At 35.4% G+C, this 24,192-nt stretch carries 25 protein-coding genes and 2 riboswitches; of the genes, 23 read left to right on the top strand and 2 right to left on the bottom strand.

Annotated elements, in window-relative coordinates; all coding sequences use genetic code 11:
* The first annotated feature begins 482 nt into the window (after positions 1–482).
* The 4 genes from H9655_RS13195 to H9655_RS13210 all read left to right on the top strand — a co-directional run bounded on the left by H9655_RS13195 (position 483) and on the right by H9655_RS13210 (position 4,773).
* Positions 483–1,223, top strand: a complete 741-nt coding sequence (locus tag H9655_RS13195; protein WP_191814732.1) for an ABC transporter ATP-binding protein — start codon at positions 483–485, stop codon at positions 1,221–1,223.
* Positions 1,216–2,433, top strand: coding sequence for an ABC transporter permease (locus tag H9655_RS13200; RefSeq protein ID WP_191814734.1), 1,218 nt, complete (start codon positions 1,216–1,218; stop codon positions 2,431–2,433). Before H9655_RS13195 ends, H9655_RS13200 begins: the two co-directional genes overlap by 8 nt.
* Before the next feature lie 37 nt (positions 2,434–2,470).
* The gene (locus H9655_RS13205; protein WP_191814736.1) at positions 2,471–3,187 is read left to right on the top strand and encodes an EcsC family protein; all 717 of its coding nucleotides are present in this window, start codon (positions 2,471–2,473) and stop codon (positions 3,185–3,187) included.
* Between the two features lie 185 nt (positions 3,188–3,372).
* On the top strand, positions 3,373–4,773 hold the full coding sequence (locus tag H9655_RS13210) for a hypothetical protein (RefSeq protein WP_191814738.1): 1,401 nt from the start codon (positions 3,373–3,375) through the stop codon (positions 4,771–4,773).
* A gap of 114 nt (positions 4,774–4,887) precedes the next feature.
* Here the strand turns inward: H9655_RS13210 and H9655_RS13215 are convergent, their stop codons facing one another.
* Positions 4,888–5,388, bottom strand: coding sequence for an antibiotic biosynthesis monooxygenase family protein (locus H9655_RS13215; RefSeq protein WP_191814740.1), 501 nt, complete (start codon positions 5,386–5,388; stop codon positions 4,888–4,890).
* A 177-nt stretch (positions 5,389–5,565) separates the two neighbouring features.
* Here H9655_RS13215 and hemE point away from each other — a divergent pair, with 177 nt between their 5' ends.
* The 3 genes from hemE (at position 5,566) to H9655_RS13230 (ending at position 8,263) form a co-directional block, all read left to right on the top strand.
* Positions 5,566–6,606: a uroporphyrinogen decarboxylase gene (gene hemE / locus H9655_RS13220; protein ID WP_191814742.1), complete on the top strand. Its 1,041-nt coding sequence runs from the start codon at positions 5,566–5,568 to the stop codon at positions 6,604–6,606.
* 37 nt (positions 6,607–6,643) lie between these two features.
* On the top strand, positions 6,644–7,579 hold the full coding sequence (gene hemH, locus H9655_RS13225; RefSeq protein ID WP_191814744.1) for a ferrochelatase: 936 nt from the start codon (positions 6,644–6,646) through the stop codon (positions 7,577–7,579).
* A gap of 105 nt (positions 7,580–7,684) precedes the next feature.
* Entirely contained in the window at positions 7,685–8,263 is a 579-nt protein-coding gene (locus tag H9655_RS13230) for a TetR/AcrR family transcriptional regulator (protein WP_191814746.1), read from the top strand.
* 452 nt (positions 8,264–8,715) lie between these two features.
* Here the strand turns inward: H9655_RS13230 and yhfH are convergent, their stop codons facing one another.
* Entirely contained in the window at positions 8,716–8,850 is a 135-nt protein-coding gene (gene yhfH / locus H9655_RS13235) for a protein YhfH (protein ID WP_191814748.1), read from the bottom strand.
* Between the two features lie 156 nt (positions 8,851–9,006).
* Between yhfH and H9655_RS13240 the strand changes: the two genes are divergently transcribed.
* The 16 genes from H9655_RS13240 (at position 9,007) to H9655_RS13315 (ending at position 23,916) form a co-directional block, all read left to right on the top strand.
* Positions 9,007–9,741 (top strand): MBL fold metallo-hydrolase, encoded by a 735-nt coding sequence (locus H9655_RS13240; protein ID WP_191814751.1) that lies wholly within the window; start codon positions 9,007–9,009, stop codon positions 9,739–9,741.
* A 12-nt stretch (positions 9,742–9,753) separates the two neighbouring features.
* Positions 9,754–10,740: a lipoate--protein ligase gene (locus H9655_RS13245; RefSeq protein ID WP_191814753.1), complete on the top strand. Its 987-nt coding sequence runs from the start codon at positions 9,754–9,756 to the stop codon at positions 10,738–10,740.
* A gap of 212 nt (positions 10,741–10,952) precedes the next feature.
* Positions 10,953–12,512, top strand: a complete 1,560-nt coding sequence (locus tag H9655_RS13250; RefSeq protein WP_191814755.1) for a fatty acid--CoA ligase family protein — start codon at positions 10,953–10,955, stop codon at positions 12,510–12,512.
* 61 nt (positions 12,513–12,573) lie between these two features.
* Positions 12,574–12,685, top strand: a riboswitch (SAM riboswitch).
* Positions 12,686–12,844: 159 nt separating this feature from the next.
* Positions 12,845–14,239 carry an LLM class flavin-dependent oxidoreductase gene (locus tag H9655_RS13255; protein WP_191814757.1) on the top strand — a complete coding sequence of 465 codons (1,395 nt, stop codon included), beginning with the start codon at positions 12,845–12,847 and terminating at the stop codon, positions 14,237–14,239.
* A gap of 8 nt (positions 14,240–14,247) precedes the next feature.
* Complete coding sequence (locus H9655_RS13260; RefSeq protein ID WP_404826097.1) at positions 14,248–15,072, top strand: MetQ/NlpA family ABC transporter substrate-binding protein; 825 nt, start codon at positions 14,248–14,250, stop codon at positions 15,070–15,072.
* A gap of 84 nt (positions 15,073–15,156) precedes the next feature.
* Positions 15,157–15,259, top strand: a riboswitch (SAM riboswitch).
* A 256-nt stretch (positions 15,260–15,515) separates the two neighbouring features.
* Positions 15,516–16,304: an alpha/beta hydrolase gene (locus H9655_RS13265; protein WP_191814761.1), complete on the top strand. Its 789-nt coding sequence runs from the start codon at positions 15,516–15,518 to the stop codon at positions 16,302–16,304.
* A complete protein-coding gene (locus H9655_RS13270) occupies positions 16,297–16,446 on the top strand; it encodes a PH domain-containing protein (protein WP_191814763.1) in 150 nt (49 codons plus the stop codon). Before H9655_RS13265 ends, H9655_RS13270 begins: the two co-directional genes overlap by 8 nt.
* 20 nt (positions 16,447–16,466) lie before the next feature.
* The gene (locus H9655_RS13275) at positions 16,467–16,634 is read left to right on the top strand and encodes a YezD family protein (RefSeq protein ID WP_191814765.1); all 168 of its coding nucleotides are present in this window, start codon (positions 16,467–16,469) and stop codon (positions 16,632–16,634) included.
* A 25-nt stretch (positions 16,635–16,659) separates the two neighbouring features.
* Complete coding sequence (locus H9655_RS13280; RefSeq protein ID WP_191814767.1) at positions 16,660–16,980, top strand: hypothetical protein; 321 nt, start codon at positions 16,660–16,662, stop codon at positions 16,978–16,980.
* 14 nt (positions 16,981–16,994) lie between these two features.
* Entirely contained in the window at positions 16,995–18,371 is a 1,377-nt protein-coding gene (locus H9655_RS13285) for an LLM class flavin-dependent oxidoreductase (protein ID WP_191814770.1), read from the top strand.
* Between the two features lie 13 nt (positions 18,372–18,384).
* Positions 18,385–18,933, top strand: a complete 549-nt coding sequence (gene ssuE, locus H9655_RS13290) for an NADPH-dependent FMN reductase (protein ID WP_191814772.1) — start codon at positions 18,385–18,387, stop codon at positions 18,931–18,933.
* Between the two features lie 476 nt (positions 18,934–19,409).
* Positions 19,410–20,213 (top strand): alpha/beta fold hydrolase, encoded by an 804-nt coding sequence (locus H9655_RS13295; RefSeq protein ID WP_191814774.1) that lies wholly within the window; start codon positions 19,410–19,412, stop codon positions 20,211–20,213.
* A gap of 149 nt (positions 20,214–20,362) precedes the next feature.
* Positions 20,363–21,139: an enoyl-CoA hydratase-related protein gene (locus tag H9655_RS13300; RefSeq protein ID WP_191814776.1), complete on the top strand. Its 777-nt coding sequence runs from the start codon at positions 20,363–20,365 to the stop codon at positions 21,137–21,139.
* A 590-nt stretch (positions 21,140–21,729) separates the two neighbouring features.
* Complete coding sequence (locus tag H9655_RS13305) at positions 21,730–22,368, top strand: pentapeptide repeat-containing protein (protein ID WP_191815034.1); 639 nt, start codon at positions 21,730–21,732, stop codon at positions 22,366–22,368.
* A gap of 453 nt (positions 22,369–22,821) precedes the next feature.
* The gene (locus H9655_RS13310) at positions 22,822–23,301 is read left to right on the top strand and encodes an Lrp/AsnC family transcriptional regulator (protein ID WP_191814778.1); all 480 of its coding nucleotides are present in this window, start codon (positions 22,822–22,824) and stop codon (positions 23,299–23,301) included.
* Complete coding sequence (locus tag H9655_RS13315; RefSeq protein ID WP_191814780.1) at positions 23,302–23,916, top strand: LysE family translocator; 615 nt, start codon at positions 23,302–23,304, stop codon at positions 23,914–23,916. It abuts the gene before it with no gap.
* Positions 23,917–24,192 lie beyond the last annotated feature (276 nt).

Genomic DNA, 24,192 nt, shown 5'->3' on the forward strand with positions numbered 1-24,192 from the left:
GAATCCTGCCGAAATTGAAGGGGAATGCTTCTTGGGCTTCTACTCTTGGAAATACTCTTTAACAAACACCTCATTTGAAAGTTTTGTTAAAATGCATTGAAGAACTACCATCACAAATTACGTGTAATTGGTATCTTTAATAAACACCTCATTTAAAATGATGATTTAAACCACTTTCGGTAAAGCGATTTAAATGTTTAAAAAAAGCTCAATGCGTTTTCATTACATTTGTGCAATAAAAACATCTCCTTTAATAGTTGCATTTGAAGCTACAATCGATTTGAAAGATAATTGTCTGCCGTAGACACCTCATTCAATTTCATTCATTGAAATAATGAATGTTGATTTGTGTTCCCCTTCATAAATTATAATCCCCGTAAAACGAATAGATATGCATCACCTGAAAAAATAGTTGTTTTCTTTACAATATGGTTTTAATTTACTTACAATAAGAATAACTTTTTACAAGGAAGGTCGATCAAATGACGTTATTAAATATTCAAGAGGTAACAGGTGGTTATACGAGAAATCCCGTTTTAAAGGGTATTTCCTTTGATGTCAAACCAAATGAAATCGTGGGATTAATCGGCTTAAATGGTGCAGGTAAAAGCACAACAATAAAGCATGTTATTGGACTAATGGAGCCACAAAAAGGCGAGATAACGATTAATGGAAAATCATTCTTAAGTAACAAAGATGCTTATCGTAGACAATATACATTTATTCCAGAAACACCGATTTTGTATGATGAATTAACTTTAGATGAACATTTAGAAATGACGGCAATGGCTTATGGACTTGAACGTGAAATCTTAAAGGAAAGAAAAGCACAGTTACTAAAAGAATTTAGAATGGAAAAGCGCTTAAAGTGGTTTCCTGCTCATTTCTCTAAAGGAATGAAACAAAAAGTAATGATTATGTGTGCTTTCCTTGTACAACCTTCCTTATATATTGTAGATGAACCTTTTGTTGGGCTTGATCCACTCGGTATACAATCATTATTGGATTTAATGGAGAAAATGAAAAATAGCGGTGCAGGTATCCTTATGTCCACGCACATATTAGCAACGGCAGAAAGGTATTGTGATCGCTTTGTGATCATTCATGAAGGTGAAATTAGAGCGAAGGGCACATTAGAAGAGCTAAGGGTACAATTTAAAATGCCCGGTGCTACATTAGATGATTTATATATCCAGTTAACAAAGGAAGAAAATTATGAATGATATACAAAGTATTTGGAAGAACCGTTTAGCGAAAAGAGCGAAGGAACTAAGTCGCTACTTAAAATATATTTTTAATGGGCACATCGTTATTGTTATGGTATTTCTTATTGGTACAGTAGCCTATTCGTATCAAGAATGGCTAAAAACGCTCCCTTCGGATTTTCCAGTGGCTGAAATTATGGCCATTCTACTTGGTCTTATCGTTACATATAGCCCTATTTATACTTTTTTAGAAGAAGCAGATCGTGTGTTTTTACTTCCTTTAGAGAACAAACTAGGTATGTATTTCAAGAAAGCAATATTAACTAGCTTTTTATTATCGTCCTATTTAATTCTTATCGGCTTGGCAGTATTAATGCCGATGTATGCAAGTGTAAATCAAGGGGATTTCAGTTCGTTTTTACCGTTTTTAATTATTTTGTTGTTAGTAAAAGGTGTGAATATGCTTATTCGTTGGCGAGTCCAATATGAAATGGATCATACGACGCATCTTTTTGACTCATTTGTTAGATTCGTAATCAATGTTGCTTTGTTATTTTTCATATTCAGCTCAGCACATATTGGGTTCACGATTGCTACAATAGGTATTCTTTTACTCCTTTATTTGTATTTCTATCAGAAAACAAAAGGAAAAGGATTAAAATGGGAATTCCTCATTCAGTCTGAAGAGAGAAAAATGGCTAAGTTTTATCGAGTGGCAAATATGTTTACAGATGTACCGCATTTACGTGATCAAATTAAGCGGAGAAAATGGTTGGACTGGTTGTTACAATGGGTTTCCTATCAGCAGGAAAACACCTATCATTATTTATACTTAAGAACTTTTCTCCGAACGGGAGATTATTTAGGTATCTTTTTCCGTTTAACAGCCATTGGCGGTGTGTTGTTATATTTTATTCATAATGGGATCGCGCAAGTTGTTATTGCCATGCTTTTTATCTATCTGACAGGATTTCAACTCATACCATTATGGAAGCAACACCAGAATAAGTTATGGATAGACCTTTACCCAGTTGATATAAAAATCCGCGAAAACTCTTTTAAATGGTTAATTGCTCGTATACTTATCATTCAAGCCATCATTTATGCGCTCATTCTTATGATAAAAGGGAGTTTCTTTGTAGGCTTTGCTGTCCTCGTTTTAAGTGGGTTAGTAGCTGTCGGTTATGCATATCTTTATATGATGAAAACATTGCGTTCTCAATCGTAGGGTGATAAAAGTAATTGATAATGGAGTGTGTGATATTATGGGGAGTTATGAGGATGTTGTATCAAGAGAAGTAAAAGATTGGCTCTATCAAATGCGGAAAAAGTCAAGATTATGGAAAAGAACATCCAAGCAGGCACAGGATAAATTCAATGGATTGATACCAGAAAAAGCTCATCACTTGATAACAGATGCTATAAAGCATATGGTAAAAGCCACATTATGGGGGAGTGAATATACATCAAAGAGACCTTCTCATATAGCGCTTACCTTACAGGAGCAGGATGAGAAGTTAACAGAGACGCTGATTAAATACCGAAATACCGCTTCTGTTGAAGGAGCAGGAACAGGTGCTGTTGGTTTTTTAGGTGGGTTAGCAGATTTTCCACTGCTTCTAAGTATAAAAATGAAGTTTCTATTTGATGCAGCAATGATCTATGGCTATGATACATCAGAATATGAAGAAAGATTATTTATACTTCACATTTTCCAATTAGCTTTTTCCAGCGATGATAAACGTAGAGAAACAATGGATATCGTAGAAGATTGGGAAAATAAAAAAGCAGAACTTTTAGATATGGACTGGCAGGTGTTTCAACAAGAATACAGGGACCATATTGACTTAATTAAGATGTTACAAATGATTCCTGGAATTGGTGCGGTAGTTGGTGCATATGCAAATTTTCATTTGTTGGAGCAATTAGGGACGGCAGCTAAAAATGCTTATCGGCTAAGAAGAATCCAACTAAATAACTGAAATTTTAATGCCACAGATGTTCATTCTGTGGCTTTTTTGTTATTAAACATATTTCCCGGGGAATTCCGACAAAAAAATTAGTCATGTCGAATGGTGATACACACAACTTTTACTCCCAAACATATTTTAAAGTAATCCATTAGGCCATATGCCTAATAAATGGATGAGGGGGGAGAGTGACGAACATGGGCATCGAATTAACAGCCATTCATTGGATTTATGTAGTGTTTATCTTATTAATTATTGGATTTATGGTTGCGAGAAGAGATACCACCTTTATTTGTATAGTTGGGATATTCTTAATTGCAATCACAGCAACGAATTCGATTAATTCTTCGATTAGTGGAATTTTTAACAGTTTTATTTTTGCTATTACGGAATTACTACCTACAATATTGGTCATCTCAATTATTGTAGGTATGAGTAAAACATTAACATCAACCGGCATTAATGATGTCATGATTTCACCATTTACTAAACTGATTAAAACACCAACATTAGCTTATTGGATAATTGGTATTTTAATGATGGGCATTTCATGGTTCTTTTGGCCATCCCCAGCAGTTGCTTTAATTGGTGCAGTGTTATTACCAGTCGCTCTAAGAGCAGGTCTACCAGCATTAGCGGTAGCGATGTCAATGAACTTATTTGGTCATGGGATAGCATTATCAGGAGATTTTGTTATTCAAGCTGCCCCCAAACTGACAGCAGATGCAGCCGGGTTACCAGTTAGTGATGTGATCTCGGCTAGTATTCCTCTTGTTATTGTTATGGGGGTTGTCACCACCTTAACAGCGTTTTTCTTTATAAAGAGGGATATGAATTCAGGTAAGCTAAATATGTCAACTGCTGTCACGGAAAGTACGGATTTACCTACTGATTTACCGCAAGCAAACTTACTTACCCCTATACAAAAAAGAGTTTTTGCTATTCTTATTCCCATTTTATTTGCCTTTGATGTGGTAGTTATGTTTTTATTTGACCTCCAAGGAGGAGATGCAACCGCTTTAATTGGGGGTACAGCCATACTCATTTTACTCACAATCACATTATTTTCTCATAAACATAAAGGTCTCGAAAAAATAACCACTTATTTAGTAGAAGGATTTCAATTCGGATTTAAAGTATTTGGACCAGTGATACCCATTGCTGCGTTCTTTTATTTGGGAGATGCTGGGTTTCAGGCCATCATTGGAGAGCAGCTTCCTGAACATTCACATGGAATCGTCAACGACTTAGGTGTTGCACTTGCATCTGTTGTACCATTAACTGCACAAGTTGGTGCGATTACATTAACGGTAGTAGGTGCAATAACTGGTTTGGATGGCTCAGGTTTTTCAGGAATATCTTTGGCTGGATCTATTGGCAGTTTGTTTGGTACAGCGATTGGTGGTGGAGCAGCAACATTAACGGCATTAGGTCAAATTGCAGGAATTTGGGTAGGTGGCGGAGCGTTAATTCCATGGGCGATGATTCCTGTTGCCGCTATATGTAAAGTGGATGTATTTGAGTTAGCGAGGCGTAATTTTCTTCCTGTCGTCATTGGTTTAATTGTAACGACAATTGTAGCGATGTTTTTAATATAGTGATAGAAAATGAATAGGCTGAGGCGAAGGAAAGTAGCCTCAGCTTCTTCTAGTAAGGTTTTTTTATTTTACGTTCATTGACCTTTTACCTATGTTTTTTCAATGAGAAAGCTTTTATTTATCTGTTGTTTGTATATAATAAAAACTGGTATAGGCAGGATCTGTCAGTAATTCTTTCTTACTACTTTGTTCTTTCTGTATTTTTTTTGCTATAGGACTGGCGCTTTCCCAATTTTTATATGAAGATTCGGAGTCCCAGGCTGTAATAATTACATAAGTATTCCCTTTCATTGGGGTTAAAACCCTAGCTGCTTGGAAACCATTTGTATTTGTAAAGCTTGAAGAGAATTGCTGATAGTTGAATTCGAAAATGGGCTTTCTTTCATCAGTTACGGGGATATATTGAATAGCGATAAATTTACTTCTGTGAAGGTCTCCGGTTGAATCATGGATCTGATATGATTTTGGTTGTTGAAATTTACTTTTTTTACTTTCTGTTTCATGTACTAACAGGGTATTCTGACTATTTTGCATAAGAACGATATTCTCTTTACTTAATTTTTCCATGAGTGGAAGTAGAAAATTTCTAGTGCCACTTGTCATGTGAAGATTCATTACTATTTCACCTCGTTTTTGATGATAAAAACGTCAAATTTTCGACATTTGGTGCGGGTACTGTACAATAAACACCGAAAAAAGTTATAGTTAATGTGAACATTTACTAAATAAGAATAATTCTAAGCTTATTTGTATTGTAAATACATAAGGCAATTGAAAGGTGGACGTTATTTAATGACTATAAATGATACATTCCTTAAGGCGGCTCGAGGAGAGAAGACTGATTATGTGCCTGTATGGTATATGAGACAAGCAGGCAGGTCACAGCCGGAATATCGCGCAATAAAGGAAAAATACTCTTTGTTCGAAATTACCCATCAACCTGAATTATGCGCATATGTAACAAGACTTCCTGTAGAACAGTATAACAATGATGCCGCTATTTTGTACAAGGATATCATGTCACCGCTTCCAAGTCTCGGTGTAAAGGTAGAAATAAAATCTGGAGTAGGCCCAGTCATTGATAATCCAATTCGTTCGATGCAAGATGTAGAGAAGTTAGGCGAGATACATCCTGAAGAAGATGTCCCATATATTCTAGATACGATTAAGTTATTAACTAAAGAACAATTATCTGTACCGTTAATTGGATTTACCGGTGCACCATTCACATTAGCCAGTTACATGATCGAAGGTGGACCTTCTAAAAATTATTATAAGACAAAAGCGTTTATGTATTCAGAACCAAAAGCCTGGTTTGCACTAATGGATAAATTAGGTGAAATGGCCATCACATATGTAAAGGCACAAATTAAAGCGGGTGCTAGTGCCATTCAAATTTTTGATTCGTGGGTCGGTGCATTAAACGTAGAAGATTATCGTATTTATATTAAACCTGTCATGGAAAAAATCTTTACTGGCTTGAAAGATGAAGGGGTACCACTTATTATGTTCGGTGTTGGTGCGAGTCATTTAGCGAATGAATGGAATGACCTTCCATTAGATGTTGTAGGGCTTGATTGGAGGTTGCCAATTAGTGAAGCAAGGTCAAGAGGTATTTCAAAGACAGTGATGGGGAACCTAGAGCCAGCTATGTTACTTGCTCCGTGGGAAGTAATTGAGAAAAAGGTCCGTGCTATTCTTGATGAGGGTATGAGTCAATCTGGATATATTTTTAACTTAGGACATGGTGTCTTCCCAGAAGTAAACCCTGAGACATTAAAAAAACTCACATCATTTATCCATAGTTATTCTAAGGAACAATTAGGGAAATAATAAAAGAAAAAGTAATCATTTTTAAAGAGGTGTAAGAATGAATAAAGAAAAAATTGGTTTATTAGTCATGGCTTATGGAACACCTTACAAAGAAGAAGATATTGAACGGTACTACACACATATTAGACATGGTAGAACGCCATCGGAAGAAATGTTAGAAGATTTAAAGAGTCGCTATAAAGCGATTGGAGGAATATCGCCATTAGCAAAAATAACTGAGAATCAAGCGCGATCACTGCAAGAACAATTAAATAAGATTCAAGACCAATATGAATTTAAAGCTTATATCGGGTTAAAGCATATAGAGCCATTCGTTGAAGATGCAGTACAACAAATGCATGATGATGGGATCACAAAAGCTGTTAGTCTTGTTCTGGCACCCCATTATTCTACTTTTAGCATTAAATCTTATAATGGTCGGGCAGAAGATAAAGCTCAGACGCTTGGTGGACCAACAATTTACTCAGTCGATAGTTGGTATAAGGAACCGAAATTTATACAATTTTGGGCAGATGGTGTGAAGAAGCAAATTGCTAAAATGTCAGCTGAGGAAAGAGATCAATATATATTAATTGTCTCAGCGCATAGCTTACCAGAAAAGATTAAAGAATATGGTGATCCATACCCTGATCAACTACAAGAAACAGCTGAGTTGATTGCTAAAGAAGCTGGTGTTCGTGAATTTGCTGTCGGTTGGCAAAGTGAAGGAAATACACCTGATCCATGGCTAGGACCTGATGTACAGGATTTAACGAGAGATTTATATGCAAAAAAAGGCTATAAAGCATTTATTTATGCACCAGTTGGTTTTGTCGCTGACCATTTAGAAGTGTTATATGATAATGACTATGAATGTAAGGTAGTTACTGATGAAATAGGAGCTGCCTACTATCGTCCTGAAATGCCAAATAGTCATCCGGCGTTTATTGATGCTTTAGCAACAGTTGTCCTGTACAGATTGAAAAATAAGTAATGAAATGGATTGCAACCGCTTTTTTTATTTTCATAAAGGAGCGGTTACTTTTTTAAGGGTTTTTTGACAATGTGAACAGTTTGGTCATAGAGAGGGGAGAAATAGATGGCCATTGACCGGAAACAATTAATTATTCAAGCTGCTACAAAATCATTTTCTCTGTTTGGCTATAAAGCCACAACAATGGAGCAAGTAGCCAAAATCGCTAATGTAGGGAAAGGGACCATTTACACTTTCTTTAAAAATAAAGAAGAATTATTCGATGAAATAATTACGGCCCTTATTAGAGAAATGAAAATAGAGGCAGAACAGGTTTTGTCAACGGATTTATCTTTACAAGAGAATTTACATTTAGCTCTTTATCGCATTTTGGAATACAGACTAGAGCATCAATTAACAATTAAGCTGTTCCAAGAGGGAAAAGAAATGGGAACCACTGCAGTTATAGAGATGACGAACAAAATGGAAAGAGAAATCATTTCTTACATAGGGGAAAAAGTAAAAACATTAGGTATTGATAAAGGGGAAATCGAACCGTGCGATCCGGAATTGACTGCCTTTATTATGTTAAAGTTATACATATCACTCATTTTTGATTGGGAAAGGCAGCATGCCCCACTTTCGAAAAGTGAAATTGCTGAGCTAATGGAAAGGTATGTGTTTCAAGGGCTTTTAAAATCATAAATGAATCATAATCAGATCAGTTCGCATATACAGTGTGGACTGGTTTTTTGCTGTTTCTAATAAAGTAATTTAGATGAACAGTTTTTGTGTCGATTTTAAAATCCAAGTAAAAGTCACTCAAATCAAAACTTCAAACAAAAATCTGAGCAAAAGCATTTTTTATGTCATTTAGATCAAAAATCGGAAAGAAAAGCTAAGCTGTTTTTTAACGTAATTTCAGTATTTATTCTTTATACTTTGATTTGTTAGTCAATCCCTGCTAGATGGATTGCTGAACTCGGAGCGTGCTCGTTACTATTATTCAATTTGCCAGTAATATAGGTCTCCCTTATAAACTTTGAACATAACATTTTGTTTGCCATGAAAATGGAGGAAGGCATGCTAAGGGGAGCACGCCTTCTTCTTTTAATTATCATGAGATTTATATAATAATGGATGGGGAAACTAGTATTCTACATATCTGAGACACCTAAACAATGGTCACACTTATTACCGTAACATTCATGTTGCTCTTCGATGGATTTCCCGCATTCAGCACATTGCTTTTGGGGGAGATTCCTAAAGAATTCTAAAATGTTTTGAACCATGGTTGAAGCCTCCTATTGTTAATTGAATTGTTTTAATATTTATATTGTATTATAACAGATTTATTTAGTCAATAACTGTTTCAATACAAATTTGAAAAAATGAAAAAATGGGCATGATTTAGTATAGTTAAAGATGAATCAAAAGGAGGGAAATGTATGAAGTTGACGGTTATAGGTGCATGTGGAGGTTATCCAAAAGTAGGAGAAGCAAGTGCTGGTTATCTTTTAGAACATAATGGTTTCACATTATTAATTGACTGTGGAAGTGCTGTATTATCAAAAATGCAAGAAATTAAACAGCCAGAGGAGTTAGACGCAGTCATTATTTCCCATTATCACCCAGATCATCATGCTGATATAGGTGTACTACAACACGCTCGATTAATTCAAGGATTCTTAGGAAACAAGACAAGTATTCTCCCTATTTATGGGCATGATGAAAATGAATATGAATTTCAAAAGTTAAATTATAAAAATATATCAGAAGGTGTACCCATTAATGGAAGTCTTCCTTTAGAAGTTGGCCCGTTCACGATTACCTTTCAACAAACCAATCATCCCGTATTGTGCTATGCCATGCGCATAAAAGTTGATGATAAAGTAATTGTCTACACAGGTGATACCTCATATAAAGAAGAGTTAGAAACTTTCGCTCACGAAGCGGATCTTCTTCTATGTGAGTGTAATTTTTATGGACATCAAGATGGTCAAAATGCGGGACATATGAATAGCTTCGATGCAGGTCGGTTAGCACAAATAGCCAAAGTGAAGCATCTGCTATTAACCCATTTGCCCCATTATGGTAATATAGAATCGTTAAAGGATGAAGCTTTAACAGAGTACAAAGGACCGATTAGTCTGGCCGCTTTTGGCATGACTTTTGAAATTTAAAGGAGTGGAAACATGAAATTTATAGATAATCAAGGAATTACAGATCCTCGCATTAACTTAGCTATTGAAGAGTATGCGTTGAAAAATTTAGATATTAATGAATCATATCTATTGTTCTACATAAATAAACCATCAATCATAATTGGTAAAAACCAAAATACGATTGAAGAAATCAATACAGAATACGTTGAGAAAAATGGACTGCATGTAGTACGCCGCTTATCTGGTGGTGGTGCTGTATACCATGATCTTGGTAATTTAAACTTTAGTTTCATTACAAAGGATGATGGTGAAAGCTTTCATAATTTCTTGAAATTCACTGAACCAGTGATTACTGCTCTAAAAAAGTTAGGTGTAAATGCAGAATTAAGTGGAAGAAATGATTTGACAGTAGACGGGAGAAAGGTTTCTGGAAATGCACAGTTCTCTACAAAAGGGAGAATGTTTAGTCATGGAACATTAATGCTTGATTCAGAAATTGAAAACGTTGTCTCTGCACTTAAAGTGAAAAAGGATAAGATTGAATCAAAAGGAATCAAATCTATTCGCAGCCGGGTAGCAAACATCTCTGAATTTTTAACTGAGAAAATTTCTATCGAAGAATTTAGACAATTGCTTTTGCAACATATATTTGAAGGTAGTGAAGTAAGTGAATATCGTCTAACCGAAAAAGACTGGGAAGAAATCCACAAAATCTCAGAACAAAGATATCAAAAATGGGATTGGAACTATGGCAAGTCACCAAAATTTGATTATGAGCATTCTAAAAGGTTTCCAGTAGGTTCTATTGACATTAGATTGAATGTAACAAAAGGGCAAATTATTGAATGTAAAATTTACGGTGATTTCTTTGGTGTCGGAGATGTAACTGATATTGAAGAAAAGTTAGAAGGCATCCGCTATGAAAAAAGTGAAATTGAAAAGGCGCTAGCTGATGTAAATATAAAACATTATTTCGGTAATATCACTTTAGAAGACTTTATTAACTTAGTGTACTAGAGCTGTATCAGTCTGTGATTATTAAGGCATGAAAGTATTTTCACCGTTTGGGGGATGAAAAGCTTTTATGCTTTTTTGTTTGATTAATAAAGAAAAAAACAAAGTAGATCTCACTAGACTACTTGAATCCTGAAATTTCTTTTAATATAATAAATTTAGAAAATTTATATTATAAAAATGAATGATTATTCATTCAGAAAAGAGGGAGAAACTTGAATTTAACAAGTCAGCTTCACAAGATTGCCTTAGAAAATGGAGAAAAGAATGCGTATTATTTTATGGATCAAGCAAGTACATATGCTGAGCTTGATGAACAAGTAACTAGGTTTGCTTCTGGACTTTCGTCATTAGGTATTAAAGAAGGTGATCATATTGCCTTGCTACTGGGTAATTCGCCGTATTTTGTTATTAGTTTATATGGTGCGTTAAAGCTAGGGGCAAAGGTAATACCGGTAAACCCTATCTATACGCCTGAAGAAATTGGCTATATTTTAAAAGATGGCGATGTAAAAGCGGTGATTATGCTTGAGCAATTATTACCATTAGCAGAAAAAATGCATCATTTATTAACAGATATTAAGCATTATATTGTCTGCGAAACCGGTCAATCAAACGGACTGTCAACATTGGAAGATAAGTCGGTGTACTCTAAATTGAAATCGTTTTCAGAGGTTGTTGCCAAAGGAAATGTTACATTTGCTGATGCAGATGTTACTCCTGATGATGTTGCGATCATACTCTATACCTCAGGAACAACTGGTAAACCTAAAGGAGCGATGTTAACTCATCGTAATCTGTATAGTAATGCAAGTGATGTCGCGGACTATTTGCAGATTAATGAACGTGACACAGTAATTACAACATTGCCTATGTTTCACGTGTTTTGCTTAACGGTTGCTTTGAATGCCCCACTTATAAGTGGAGCAACGATCTTAATAGACCCTAAATTTAGTCCAAAAGAAATTTTCCGTTTAGTGGAAAAATACAAGCCAACTGTGTTTGCCGGCGTTCCTACAATGTATAATTTTCTTTATCAATATCCTGAAGGCAATCCTGAAGTCTTCCAATCTATGAGATTATGTATTTCTGGAGGTGCTTCACTTCCTGTTGCGTTGTTAGAAAATTTCGAGAAGAAATTCAATGTGGTTATTTCTGAAGGCTATGGCTTATCAGAAGCTTCTCCAGTCACATGCTTTAATCCACTAGATCGTCCACGAAAACCGGGGTCGATTGGCACATCTATTATTCATGTTGAAAATAAAGTAGTTAATGAATTAGGTGAAGAAGTTGCTGTAGGTGAAGTAGGGGAGCTTGTTGTGAAAGGGCCAAATGTTATGAAAGGATATTACAAAATGCCTGAAGAAACAGCTGCTTGCTTAAAGGAAGGTTGGTTATATACAGGTGACCTTGCTAAAAAGGACGAAGAAGGGTACTTCTACATTGTTGACCGTAAGAAAGATATGATCATTGTTGGCGGCTATAATGTGTATCCAAGAGAAGTAGAAGAGGTTTTTTATGACCACCCTGACATTGTAGAAGCGGCTGTATTAGGTGTACCTGATCAAAATACTGGAGAAAAAGTTTTAGCCTATATTGTACCTAAAAATGCAGATTTGACGGAGGCAGATTTATTGGCTTATTGTAAAGAAAAATTAGCCAAATACAAAATTCCTTCTTCTATAGAATTTTTAGAAGAATTGCCGAAGAATACAACTGGAAAGATACTGCGTCGTGCCCTAAAGAAAAAGGTCTTGGAAAATCAAGAAGTATAAGCAAAAAAATATGTTGACAAAAGATTCTAAATATTTTAGAGTTACTATATCAATTAAATAACCACTATCTAGAGAGGTGGAGGGACTGGCCCTACGAAGCCTCGGCAACAGACTTAGCATTGAAGTACTGTGCCAATTCCAGCAAGCTAGCATGTTAGCTTGAAAGATAGGAAGAGAATGAAATATTTATGAGCGTACGTTACCTCTTCCTTTTTGGGAAGAGGTTTTTTTATGGCTGATTGGACGACCAAAAGCGATAAACATTCTTAGCACAATTGATAAATACATTATTATGCTTCTTTTGTAGAAGCGTTATAGGAGGTAATGGCAGTATGAGCCATAAACAAATAATATTGAATGCATTTGAAATGACGAGTGCAATGCACAATTCTCATGGGCTATGGAAGCATAAAGATTCCAAAAGACATCGTGCCTATAAAGATATTCATTATTGGATGGAATTAGCCAAAACTCTCGAGAAGGGGAAATTCGATGCTGTCTTCTTTGCTGATGTATTAGGTGTTTATGATACGTATAAAGAGAGTAAAGAACCTTCAATTAATGATGGATTACAGTTTCCTGTTAATGATGGAGCGTTTGTTATTCCCGCCATGGCAGCAGTGACAGAGCATCTGTCATTTGCATTAACGGTGAGTACAACATATGAGCCACCTTTTGGGCAGGCAAGAAGGTTTTCTACATTAGATCATTTGACAAAAGGAAGAGTGGCATGGAACATTGTTACTTCTTACCTTCCTAATGCGGCAAGAAACTTTGGTTTCAAAGATATGATTAAACATGATAAGCGGTATGAAATTGCTGATGAATATATGGATGTCGTTTATAAACTGTGGGAATCAAGCTGGGAAGATGGAGCGGTGATCGAAGATACAGAAAAAGGGGTATTAATCGACCGTAAGAAAATCCATGAAATTCACCATAAGGGAGAATATTTTGATGTCGAAGGACCGCATTTATCAGAGCCGTCACAACAAAGAACACCTGTTTTATATCAAGCAGGTACGTCTCCTAAAGGGCGTGCTTTTGCAGCAAAGCATGCGGAATGTGTATTTGTAGGTGGACCCACTCCTGAAAGAGTAAGACATTATACAGAGGACATTCGAAAACAAGCGGCTGAATATGGCAGAAATCCGGAAGATATTAAAATATTTACTTTTCTAACAGTCATTGTAGGTAAAACAACTGAAGAAGCGGAAGAAAAATTTGCTGAATACAACCGATTATGGAGTGCGGATGCAGCGAAAGCACAGTTTGGGGGCGCAAGCGGTTATAATGTTGCACAATATACACAGGATGAGTTAGATAACCCATTTGAATTTAAAGCTACAGAGCATGGGCATTATAAAGCGGCTTCATTAACGAAAGATGCAAAGAAAAAGCTATCGATTAAAGAAGCGATTTCTAAATTAGAAGGATTAGATAGAGACAACATAATTATCGGCAATCCAACAGAAGTAGCAGACCAGATTCAATATCAGTTTGAAGCCTCTGGTGTTGATGGTTTTAATTTAAATCATTTAGTAACACCATCAGATTTGGAGGATTTTATTGAGCTTGTTATTCCGGTTCTACAACAACGTGGTTTATATAAAAAGGAATATAAAGAGGGCACGTTAAGAGAGAAGCTTTTTCCTCATGGCTCGCCTCTTTTACCAAGTGGTCATCCAGGAAGTAAATATCGCAAAGGTGAAAAAATAAACAATTAAAATAAGAGGTGAAGATATTGAAAAAAGTTTGGTTACTATACTTTGTTCTGACTTGTTGCGCTGTTTTAAGTGCATGTGGGGCTTCAGGTTCATCTGGGGAAGAAAAGAAAGAGTTGGTCTTAGGGGCGACAGTTCCTTATAGTGATATGCTTGAGCAAGGTGTAGCACCACTGCTTGAGGAAAAAGGGTACAAAGTAGAAGTGAAGGAATTTAATGATTATGTTCAACCGAATATTGCTTTAGATAGTGGGGATTTAGATGGTAATTTATTTCAGCATAAAGTGTACTTAGAGAATTTTAATACCGAAAAAGGGATGGATTTAGTAGATATTATTTCTGTTCCTACAGCGCCAATTGGTATTTATTCAGAAAAATTCAGCTCCCTTGAAGAAGTGAAGGATGGCAGCACGATGGCTATTGCTAATGATCCTACAAACTTAGCAAGGGGTTTAACTGTTGCGCGTGATGCTGGTTTAATAGAATTGAAAGAGGAAATAAACCCTGTCAATGCAACAGTAAATGATGTCTTATCTAACCCGAAAAAATTAAAATTTCATGAAGTAGATGCAGCCCAACTGCCACGATCTCTTGAATCAGTTGATCTTGCTGCTGTTAATGGTAATTTTGCAGTTGCTGCAGGATTAGATTTAACAACGGCAATTTATCGTGATCAAATCCCTGAGGAAATCCAAAATAGGATTGTTGTACGAAAAGAAGATAAAGACTCTCAAATGGCAAAGGATATTATTGAAGCCATAGAGTCTGAAGAATTTGCAAAAGTAATTGAAGAAAACTTTAAAGGTTTTCATCAGCCAAAATGGATGGGGGAATGAGTAAATCATCTTAATTTTTAAAAAAGTAATTGACAAATATTGATAGATATTATAGAGTGAATGATATAAAATTTAATATGATTTTTCTTATCCAGAGAGGTGGAGGGACTGGCCCTTTGAAGCCTCGGCAACAGGCAATTTATTGCACTGTGCCAATTCCAGCAAGCTGTAGCTTGAAAGATAAGGAGAGATAAAGAACGGAACTTTAACCTCTTCTTGTCGGAAGAGGTTTTTTATATTGCATGATTTAATCACCAAGGGATGATCTCCTCTATACAAATGTTGCTTTTAAACTGATTAAACCTATTTGTTAAGTTGGAATTAATGTTGCTGATTGGACCTCCAAAGGCAGTAGTGCAGCTAGATAAACATCAACGGGAAAATCGGCAATGGTAGTCAACCATTGTCCACCAAAATATTGCGATATAAAGGAGGACGAAACAATGAAGAGAGTAGAATCAACTGTTATACCAGGTGCAGATTCTTTTTATTATGAAGGTGGGGACATTGGAATTCTTCTCATCCATGGCTTTGTTGGCACACCACAGAGCATAGAATACTTGGGTGCGGAACTTGCAGATAGGGGCTTTACTGTTCATGCGCCAAGGCTCACGGGTCATGGAACAAAAAGCAGAGATTTAGAGTTATTTGGTTATGAGGATTGGTTCAATGATGTTGTTACTGCTTATAAGCAATTGAAAGAGACGTGCAAACAAGTCTATTGTTTAGGTCAATCTATGGGCGGTGCATTAGCGTTGTTGTTAGCTAAGAAATATGGCGAGTTGGATGGACTGATCCTGATTAATACTGCTTTGACATTACCAGATTACGAGCATTTAAGATATTACGATGAGAAACTCTATATTGAAGAAGGTAGCCCAGATATCAAAAATCCGACTATACATGAAATTACTTACGATAATATTCCAGTAAAAGCAGTCCATTCTTTACAAAAGGTAATGAGTGATGCAAGAAAAAGTTTATCTCATGTTCATTGCCCAATATTATGCTTTAAATCTATTCATGATCATGTTGTACCTCCAGAGAATACAGATCGTATTTTTATAGAAATCCAAACAGATCATAAATGGCTTCGCGTTCTTTACAACTCATACCATGTAGCATCCATGGATTTTGATCAATCCAAAATTATCGAGGATACAACCGAATTTCTAGATACGATGAATAAAGAAAAAAAGAACACGGAATGGGGGGGCAAAGAGGTTGGCTAAGTTTTTACAAAAAGCGATAGCAAAGAGAAAACAAACCTTAATCAACCTTATGCTCACTATGGATGAGATAAACTTCAAGCGACATGAATTGGAACAGTTAACACTTTCAGAAATAGAAGAGATTGTAAAAAGACTAAAATAAGTCTCGTAAAGGAGAATTTTATGGAAAAACAAATTGATAAAGATAAAATTCATACCATTCTCACAACATTAAAGGACCTCGAATATGGTTGTGTCACCATCACTGTTCATGAAGGAGATATTACCCAAATTGACATTACCGAGAAGAAACGATTTGCTTTGAAAAAGAAACAACAAAATAAAAAATAATGGAATAGAAAAAGGAGTGAGTTACATGCAGTTAAAAATTAGTAATCGAACACCGAATGTAGCTAAAAACCTATCGGGCTGCATGTACTTGAATCTACCTGATTTTCATTTTATTAGATGGTGTTGTCAATCTTTTAATATTAATAAAGGAATCTTCCATACGGTTGAACAGTCTCTTTATGAAAAAGGGTTACACTCAATTATTGTTAGGAGGCTGTTCATAATCGCGTTTTTAGATTTTGCCTCGAATCAAATTGAAAATCGAAACAATCAAACGAGAATCAAATTTGGCAAGGGTGGTTTAAGTAAAGCACTTGATGAGTTTTTTATAAAATATCATAACTAAAGGAGAATGAAAAAATGACGTCAAACAGAATGTACCTCAATGCTTTTGATATGAACTGCGCTGGACATCAATCACCAGGATTATGGACACATAAGGATGATCAATCTTCTACTTATAAAGACATATCTTATTGGACACATTTGGCTCAAGTATTAGAAAAGGGACGTTTTGATGCCATTTTCCTAGCAGATGTGCTTGGGACATATGATGTTTATCAAAATTCAAGAGATGCGGCGGTTAAACAAGGAGTTCAAGTGCCAGTTAATGATCCTGCTTTCGTTGTCCCTATAATGGCGCAAGTAACAAAACATTTAGGGTTTGGTCTAACGGTTTCAACTAGTTTCGAACATCCCTATGTATTTGCAAGGAGGATGTCTACGCTCGATCATTTAACTAAAGGAAGAATAGGCTGGAATATTGTCACTTCTTATTTAAATAGTGCTGCACTAAATATTGGACTAGATCAGCAAATCAGCCATGATGAACGTTATGAGATAGCTGATGAATATTTAGATGTTACATATAAACTGTGGGAACAAAGCTGGGAAGACGACGCAGTGGTTTTAGACAAGGAAAAAGGGCTCTTTACAGATCCAAGCAAAGTTCATGATATTAACCATGAAGGGAAATATTTCAAGGTGCCAGGTGCACATCTATGTGAACCTTCTCCCCAAAGGACACCAGTTATTTTTCAAGCGGGTGCATCTACAAGAGGGAGAAAGTTTGCTGCCAAGCACGCAGAGTTGGTCTTTATAAGTGTGCCTACGAAAGAAGCCGGTAAAGTATTAGTCAATAAAATTAGGGAAGCAGTAAGAGCGGAGGGGAGAGACCCAAGTGAGGTAAAGATCCTTTCTCTCGTCACGCCTATTATCGGTGAAACAGCGGAAGATGCTAGAGCGAAGTATGAAGACTATCAAAACCATGCGAGTTATGAAGGGGCATTAGCGTTATTTGGGGGTTGGAGTGGTATCGACTTCTCTGAGTATAAAGCAAATCAACCGATTGAGTATGTTAAAAATGACGCCATTCAGTCAATCGTTGAAACATTTACGAATATTGATTCTACAAAGAATTGGACCGTCGATGACATTGCTAAATTTGTTGGTGTTGGCGGGATGGGCCAAGTGGCTGTTGGTACAGCCCAATCTGTTGCTGATCAATTAGAAGGGTGGAAAGAAGAGACAGGAGTTGACGGGTTTAATGTTGCATATGCTGTCACTCCAGGTACATTCGAAGAGTTTGTTGAGCATGTGATTCCAATCCTACAAGATAGAGGGCTCGTAAGGAGAGAGTATGAAGAAGGTACTTTTAGAAAGAATTTATTTGGGTATGATCATTTGCCAGCACATCATTATGGTAAAAAATTTAGTAAGTTGACAGTGACAAAATAGGAGGCGTCAGAAGATGACAAATGTAGTAATAATATCAGGAAGCACATCAAATAACTCCCGTTTAAACGGATTAGAGCAAGAAGCGATAGCGTTTTTAAATAAAAAGGGCGTGTCATATGAGCAAATTAGAGTAAGGGAGTTACCTGCTGAGGATTTAATTCATGCAAAATTTGATAGCCCAGCAATTATCGAAGCGAATGAAAAAGTAGAAAAAGCAGATGCTGTTATTATTTTAACACCTGTATTTAAAGCGTCTTATACCGGTGTACTAAAAGCCTATTTGGATTTATTACCTCAAAAAGGCTTCATTGAAAAATCTGTCCTACCGCTTGTGATAGGAGGATCGTTCGGACATTTACTAATGATTGATTATGCATTGAAACCAGTTATATCCAGTTTAGGAGCAGAAACAATCCTTCAGGGTGTATATGTTTTAGATAAAGAGATTGAAAGAACAGAAGATCATCAATTTTTTGTCGAAAATCATGTAAAGGAAAGATTAGATAAAGAATTAAAGCGTCTGTATTCATTATTGTCTATGAAGGAATTACAACTAAAATAACTAGAAAATACTCATTGAGGTTGGGACATAAGTATTCTAGTTAATGATTTATCCGAATGATTAGGAGTATCCATCTAATCATTCGGTTTTTTTTGTGTGATTTGAACCCTTATATGAAAAGAATAGTGAAAGGAGCGGAAGACACTCGACTCCTGCGAGAAATAGAGGGAAAGCGAGAGTACGTGAGCGCATTGGAACGGACTTTTTTTGCAAATGATGTTTTAAGATCATCATTGTTATTGTTCTTTTTTGAGGTTAGCTCATTTTGTTATATCCCAGTCTCTCTTTTAATTATTTGAAAAAACTAAAAAAACTGTAATTTGATTCGTTATCAATTGTTTTTTTATAGATAGAGTTGCATAATGGCTTCAAAGACGATAAATTTCAGCGATTGTTTTACCACTACTTTTATGGGTAAAGGCATAGATTATATTAATCAATTGTAATTTTTTATAACCAAAATGGGGGTTGATGATGTGACAACAATGAAATTAAGTGACGGTACAAGTCTTTATTTTGAAGATGTAGGTAATGGTGAAGCGGTCATTTTTATTCATGGTGTATGGATGAGTGGGCGATTCTTTGAGAAGCAGATAGAATACTTCAAGAGTGATTATCGTGTGTTAATCCCAGATTTAAGAGGACATGGGCAATCAGAGAAAGTCCATCATGGTCATACCATTGCACAATATGCCGAAGATATTAGACAATTTATTACCTATTTACAACTAGAGAATGTTACCCTTGTTGGCTGGTCGATGGGGGCATTTGTCATATGGGAGTACTTAAAGCAATTTGGTGATAAACATATTAAATCGACAGTAATTGTAGACGAACTTGCCTCCGATTTTAAATGGCCTGATTTCCCAATAGGTGCCTTTGATATGGAGACTTTAACTAGTTTTATGAGAGAAGTGCAAAGAGACCAAAAAAACTTTTTAAAAGGATTTATTCCACTCATGTTTAAAAAAGAATTAAGTCCGAGCGAGTTAGATTGGATGCTTGAAGAAACGACAAGATTACCTGCTTCCGTAGCAAGTGCCATTCTGTTTGATCAATCAGTCGTTGATTATCGCAGCACCTTACCCGATTACGACATTCCCACACTTCTTTGCTTTGGTAAGGAGGAAAAGTTGATACCAGTAGCGGCAGGCAAGCATCTTTTAAATGCTTTACCAAATGCAAAGTTGCATATATTTGATAATAGTTGCCATTGCCCTTTTCTAGAGGAAACCGATGCCTTTAACAAAGTCGTAGATAACTATATAAAAAGTTTATAAAGATGATAACTAGCTTTCCCTCACAGGAAGGCTAGTTTATTCTTATAAAATTTTATAGGTGAATGTCTTTGTTTTATATTTGAAAGGGTTTTCATGCTTTAGTGGCGAATATTGTTATGAACATTTTATAAGAGAAAAGGAGTCAGAGGATGGAACATATTCAATTAGATATCACTGATTATATTGCTACAATAAAATTAAATCGTCCTGATGCGTTAAACGCATTTAATTACGAAACGTTAATTGCATTACAACAGCAAGTAGAAAATGTTCGAGCAAATCCAGAGGTGAGAGTGGTTATTTTAACTGGGACAGGCAATCGTGCATTTAGTGTGGGTGCAGATCTTAAAGAAAGAAGAAATCTTACCGATGAGGAAGTACGGCGAAACCTTTATAAAATGGGTGATGTTTTTAATATGATTGCAGAGTTACCTCAGCCGACGATTGCAGCTATTAATGGCTTTGCGTTTGGTGGCGGCTTAGAGCTTGCGCTATGTTGTGATTTTAGGTTTGCGGCGGATGCAGCTAAAGTAGGCTTAACAGAAACCGGTCTAGCGATAATTCCTGGAGCAGGAGGAACGCAAAGGCTTCCTCGATTAATTGGTGAAACAAAAGCAATGGAATTAATACTCACAGCGAAGAGGTTAACAGCGATAGAAGCAGAGCAATACGGTATCGTAAATGAGGTGTGTAATGAAGATACATTGTTAGATACAGTCATACAATTTGCACGTAAAATGCTTAATAACGGTCCAATTGCACTTAAACAAGCAAAGTTTGCTGTAAAACAAGGAATGAATACCGACTTACATACAGGATTACATATAGAAAGAAAAGCTTATGAAGTGTTACTACCTACAAAAGATAGAGTGGAAGCATTACAGGCCTTTGCAGAGAAAAGAAAGCCGAATTTCCAAGGAAACTAATTGTTTTAAAAACCCTTTAACAACAATTTATTCGTTAGTTGTTAAAGGGTTTTCTTGTGGAGATAATAGCGGTTGAAAAAACGAAATCTATTTACTTCAGTATCAGACATAGAAGCAGGAAAACCTAGCATACACCCTATAAAACAATATTTTCATTTGAGCAATAAGGTGATAGTAATAGATCCTTGCTTTGGATGGTGAGGTTATTTTCTCTTTTATCATATCCTTTGAGGTTACCATTTTATAATCAGTCCATTGGTTAAGGGTGAAAGGATGATGAGTAGGTTTGCGTTTAAATTCAATGTAAATGTCTTCATTAGTGGAAACAATCATTGGCTTATGGACTTTCCTTTTCCTCTTAACAATGGTCTAACCCTTGTTGTATCTACTCTGCATTCGGGTTCCATTTAACTATAATAATGGGGATTTCTTAGACAAACAATTTCATTTAAGATATGCGTTTTGATTATCCTATGTATCAGAAAATGCATAAAAGTCAAGTCTTGTAAAAGAACGTGTGTTCCCTTATGTTTGTATCAAAAGTTTTTATAAATGGATTATATATTCGTTTGAAAGTAGGTAGATATACAATGAAGCTTGACACACCAAAAATCCCTGAAGATTTAAAGGAAAAGAGATTTACAGATATTTTTTACGAAGAAGATCCGGAATTTGAAATGTGTATGGTTACCGATTCAGAATTTGCCAACGAAGTACTTGATCGAGTCCGACTATATAAAACAGTGATTAGGAATTGTAATTTCTCAAATACGGATTTCAGGCGAATGGATCTTACTGATGTACGCTTTGAGAATTGTAATTTATCCAATGCTAATTTGGGTAATGCCTCTATGAATCGAGTCGAGTTTATTAATTGTAAGTTACTTGGGAGCAGATTAACAGAGTCTTATATCGGTAATACAAGATTTAGGGAATCAACTCTTAATATGGTTACGTTCGGTGACTCAAAACTTGAAAAAGTGATTTTTGATAATGCTGCGTTAAAAAGCGCTGACATTTTTGCCTGTAAACTGAAAAAAGTAGAATTTCTTTCATGCAATCTTAATGGCGCGATCTTTGGAGAGACACCATTAAAAGGAATTGATATAAGCTCATCCAATTTTGATTCTCTAACTGTTTCAATAGACAACTTAAAAGGGTGTATAGTATCAACGTCTCAAGCGATACAATTTGCTTCGTTATTAGGTCTAAAAATCCGACAGTATTGAGCCCTTTTAACTTCGTCCTTTGATTTTAAGTCATTTAAAATCACTTATGAAGGCTTTAGTTTTTAGTTTAATACCCATTCTAGACTAACTTACATATATCTGATTGGAAGTCTGTTTTAATATTTACAATAGGTCTTTTTTTATGGTTAGTCCCTTATGAATTGATCTCATTTCTATATGACATTCGTATAGAAAATTCAAAAGCAAAGAGGTTCTTTTATGTAATAGTCACCTTAATTAACGTTTCCAGATTGTTGGCCAGACACCAAATAAAGTTTGACAATTTAAAACAATGACTGATCATTTATAAAAGTTTATTGACTTTATATCCTATTAGCATAATCTAATAGGATTTCTTAACTAATACCCCTTTTTTATAATTCAAAAAACAATTGAACATTTGTTTTGTAAATAATATAATGTTAATAACTTAATAAAGAAAGGGATATGAGGATGGATTCTTTCGATTACAAAATAATTGAGGCTCTAATGACAAACGGTAGGGTTACATGGGCTGAATTATCTTCTCAAATTGGATTATCTGCTCCAGCAATTGCAGATCGTGTTAATCGTTTATTTAGCAATCAGGTAATTAAAGAGCTTGGGGCTATGGTAAATAGTGAAAGTGTAGGGACAGAGTGTACTGCATTTGTAACAGTTTCATTAGAAAGACCAAAATACAGGGAAGGTTTTCTACAACTTGTCACAAATTTAGATGAAGTGCAAGAATGTCATCATATTGCAGGGGAAGACGATTATTTATTGAAAATTCGTTGTCGAAATACAAAGGATTTAGACAGAGTAATAAGTTATGAAATTAAAAGTCTTGTTGGCGTACTTAGAACAAAAACCGCAATTGTAATGGATACAACAAAAGAAACTTTTCGTATCCCACTGCAAAAAGATAAATTTAATAAAACAGGTGAAGATTAAATGTTCGGGGAAATGTTAATTAAGGGACTTATTATAGGAGTGAGTATTGCTGCTCCAGTTGGACCGATTGGAATTTTATGTATTCGTCGAACAATTGAGCATGGTAGATTCGTTGGTTTTGTCTCTGGTTTAGGAGCCGCAACAGCTGATGCATTATATGGTTTAATTGCTGGCTTTGGTTTGGCTATTATTACCAATTTCTTAATTGAGCAGCAGTTTTGGCTTCAGCTTATTGGTAGTACTTTCTTATGTTACTTGGGAGTGAAAATATTCTTTTCAAGACCTTCTAATAAATCAGCTAAAGCAAAAGGCAACAAACCTTTTACAGCTTACGCATCTACCTTTTTTTTAACTATAACTAACCCAGTAACTATTTTATCATTCATTGCCATTTTTTCCGGCCTCGGAATTACAAATAATTACACAACTACACTTAGTTTAATTTTAGTGTTAGGAGTATTTTTGGGTTCAGCATTATGGTGGCTATTGCTAAGTAACATTGCAGGAATAGTAACGAACCGTATGAAAAGTTTTTCTTTAAGTTTCGTTAATCGCATTTCGGGATTAATATTATTATTGTTTGGTTTATATGGCTTTATGGTTTGGGTGGGTTAACCTTCCATAAGGAGCTTATGAAAACAGTTTTTAAAAAGGAAAAAAGCTACCATTTTACAATCTTTATTCAAAACGTTAGCTTTTTGTATCTTGTACGAAATTATAAAGCTACAAAAGTCCAAAAAGGTGTACCATCTAACACTCTTTATATTTATAGAAAAGACATACATTTAGTAGTAGCAAAATGTTTTATTTTTGTGTTTTAATTTTTACAATATAATATTCATTTAATTTGTATAATATTAATAATTAATAACAATAGGCTTCTGTGAAATA

Origin of the sequence: Cytobacillus stercorigallinarum, assembly GCF_014836495.1 — a bacterium.
GTDB classification, from domain to species: Bacteria; Bacillota; Bacilli; order Bacillales; family Cytobacillaceae; genus Cytobacillus; species Cytobacillus stercorigallinarum.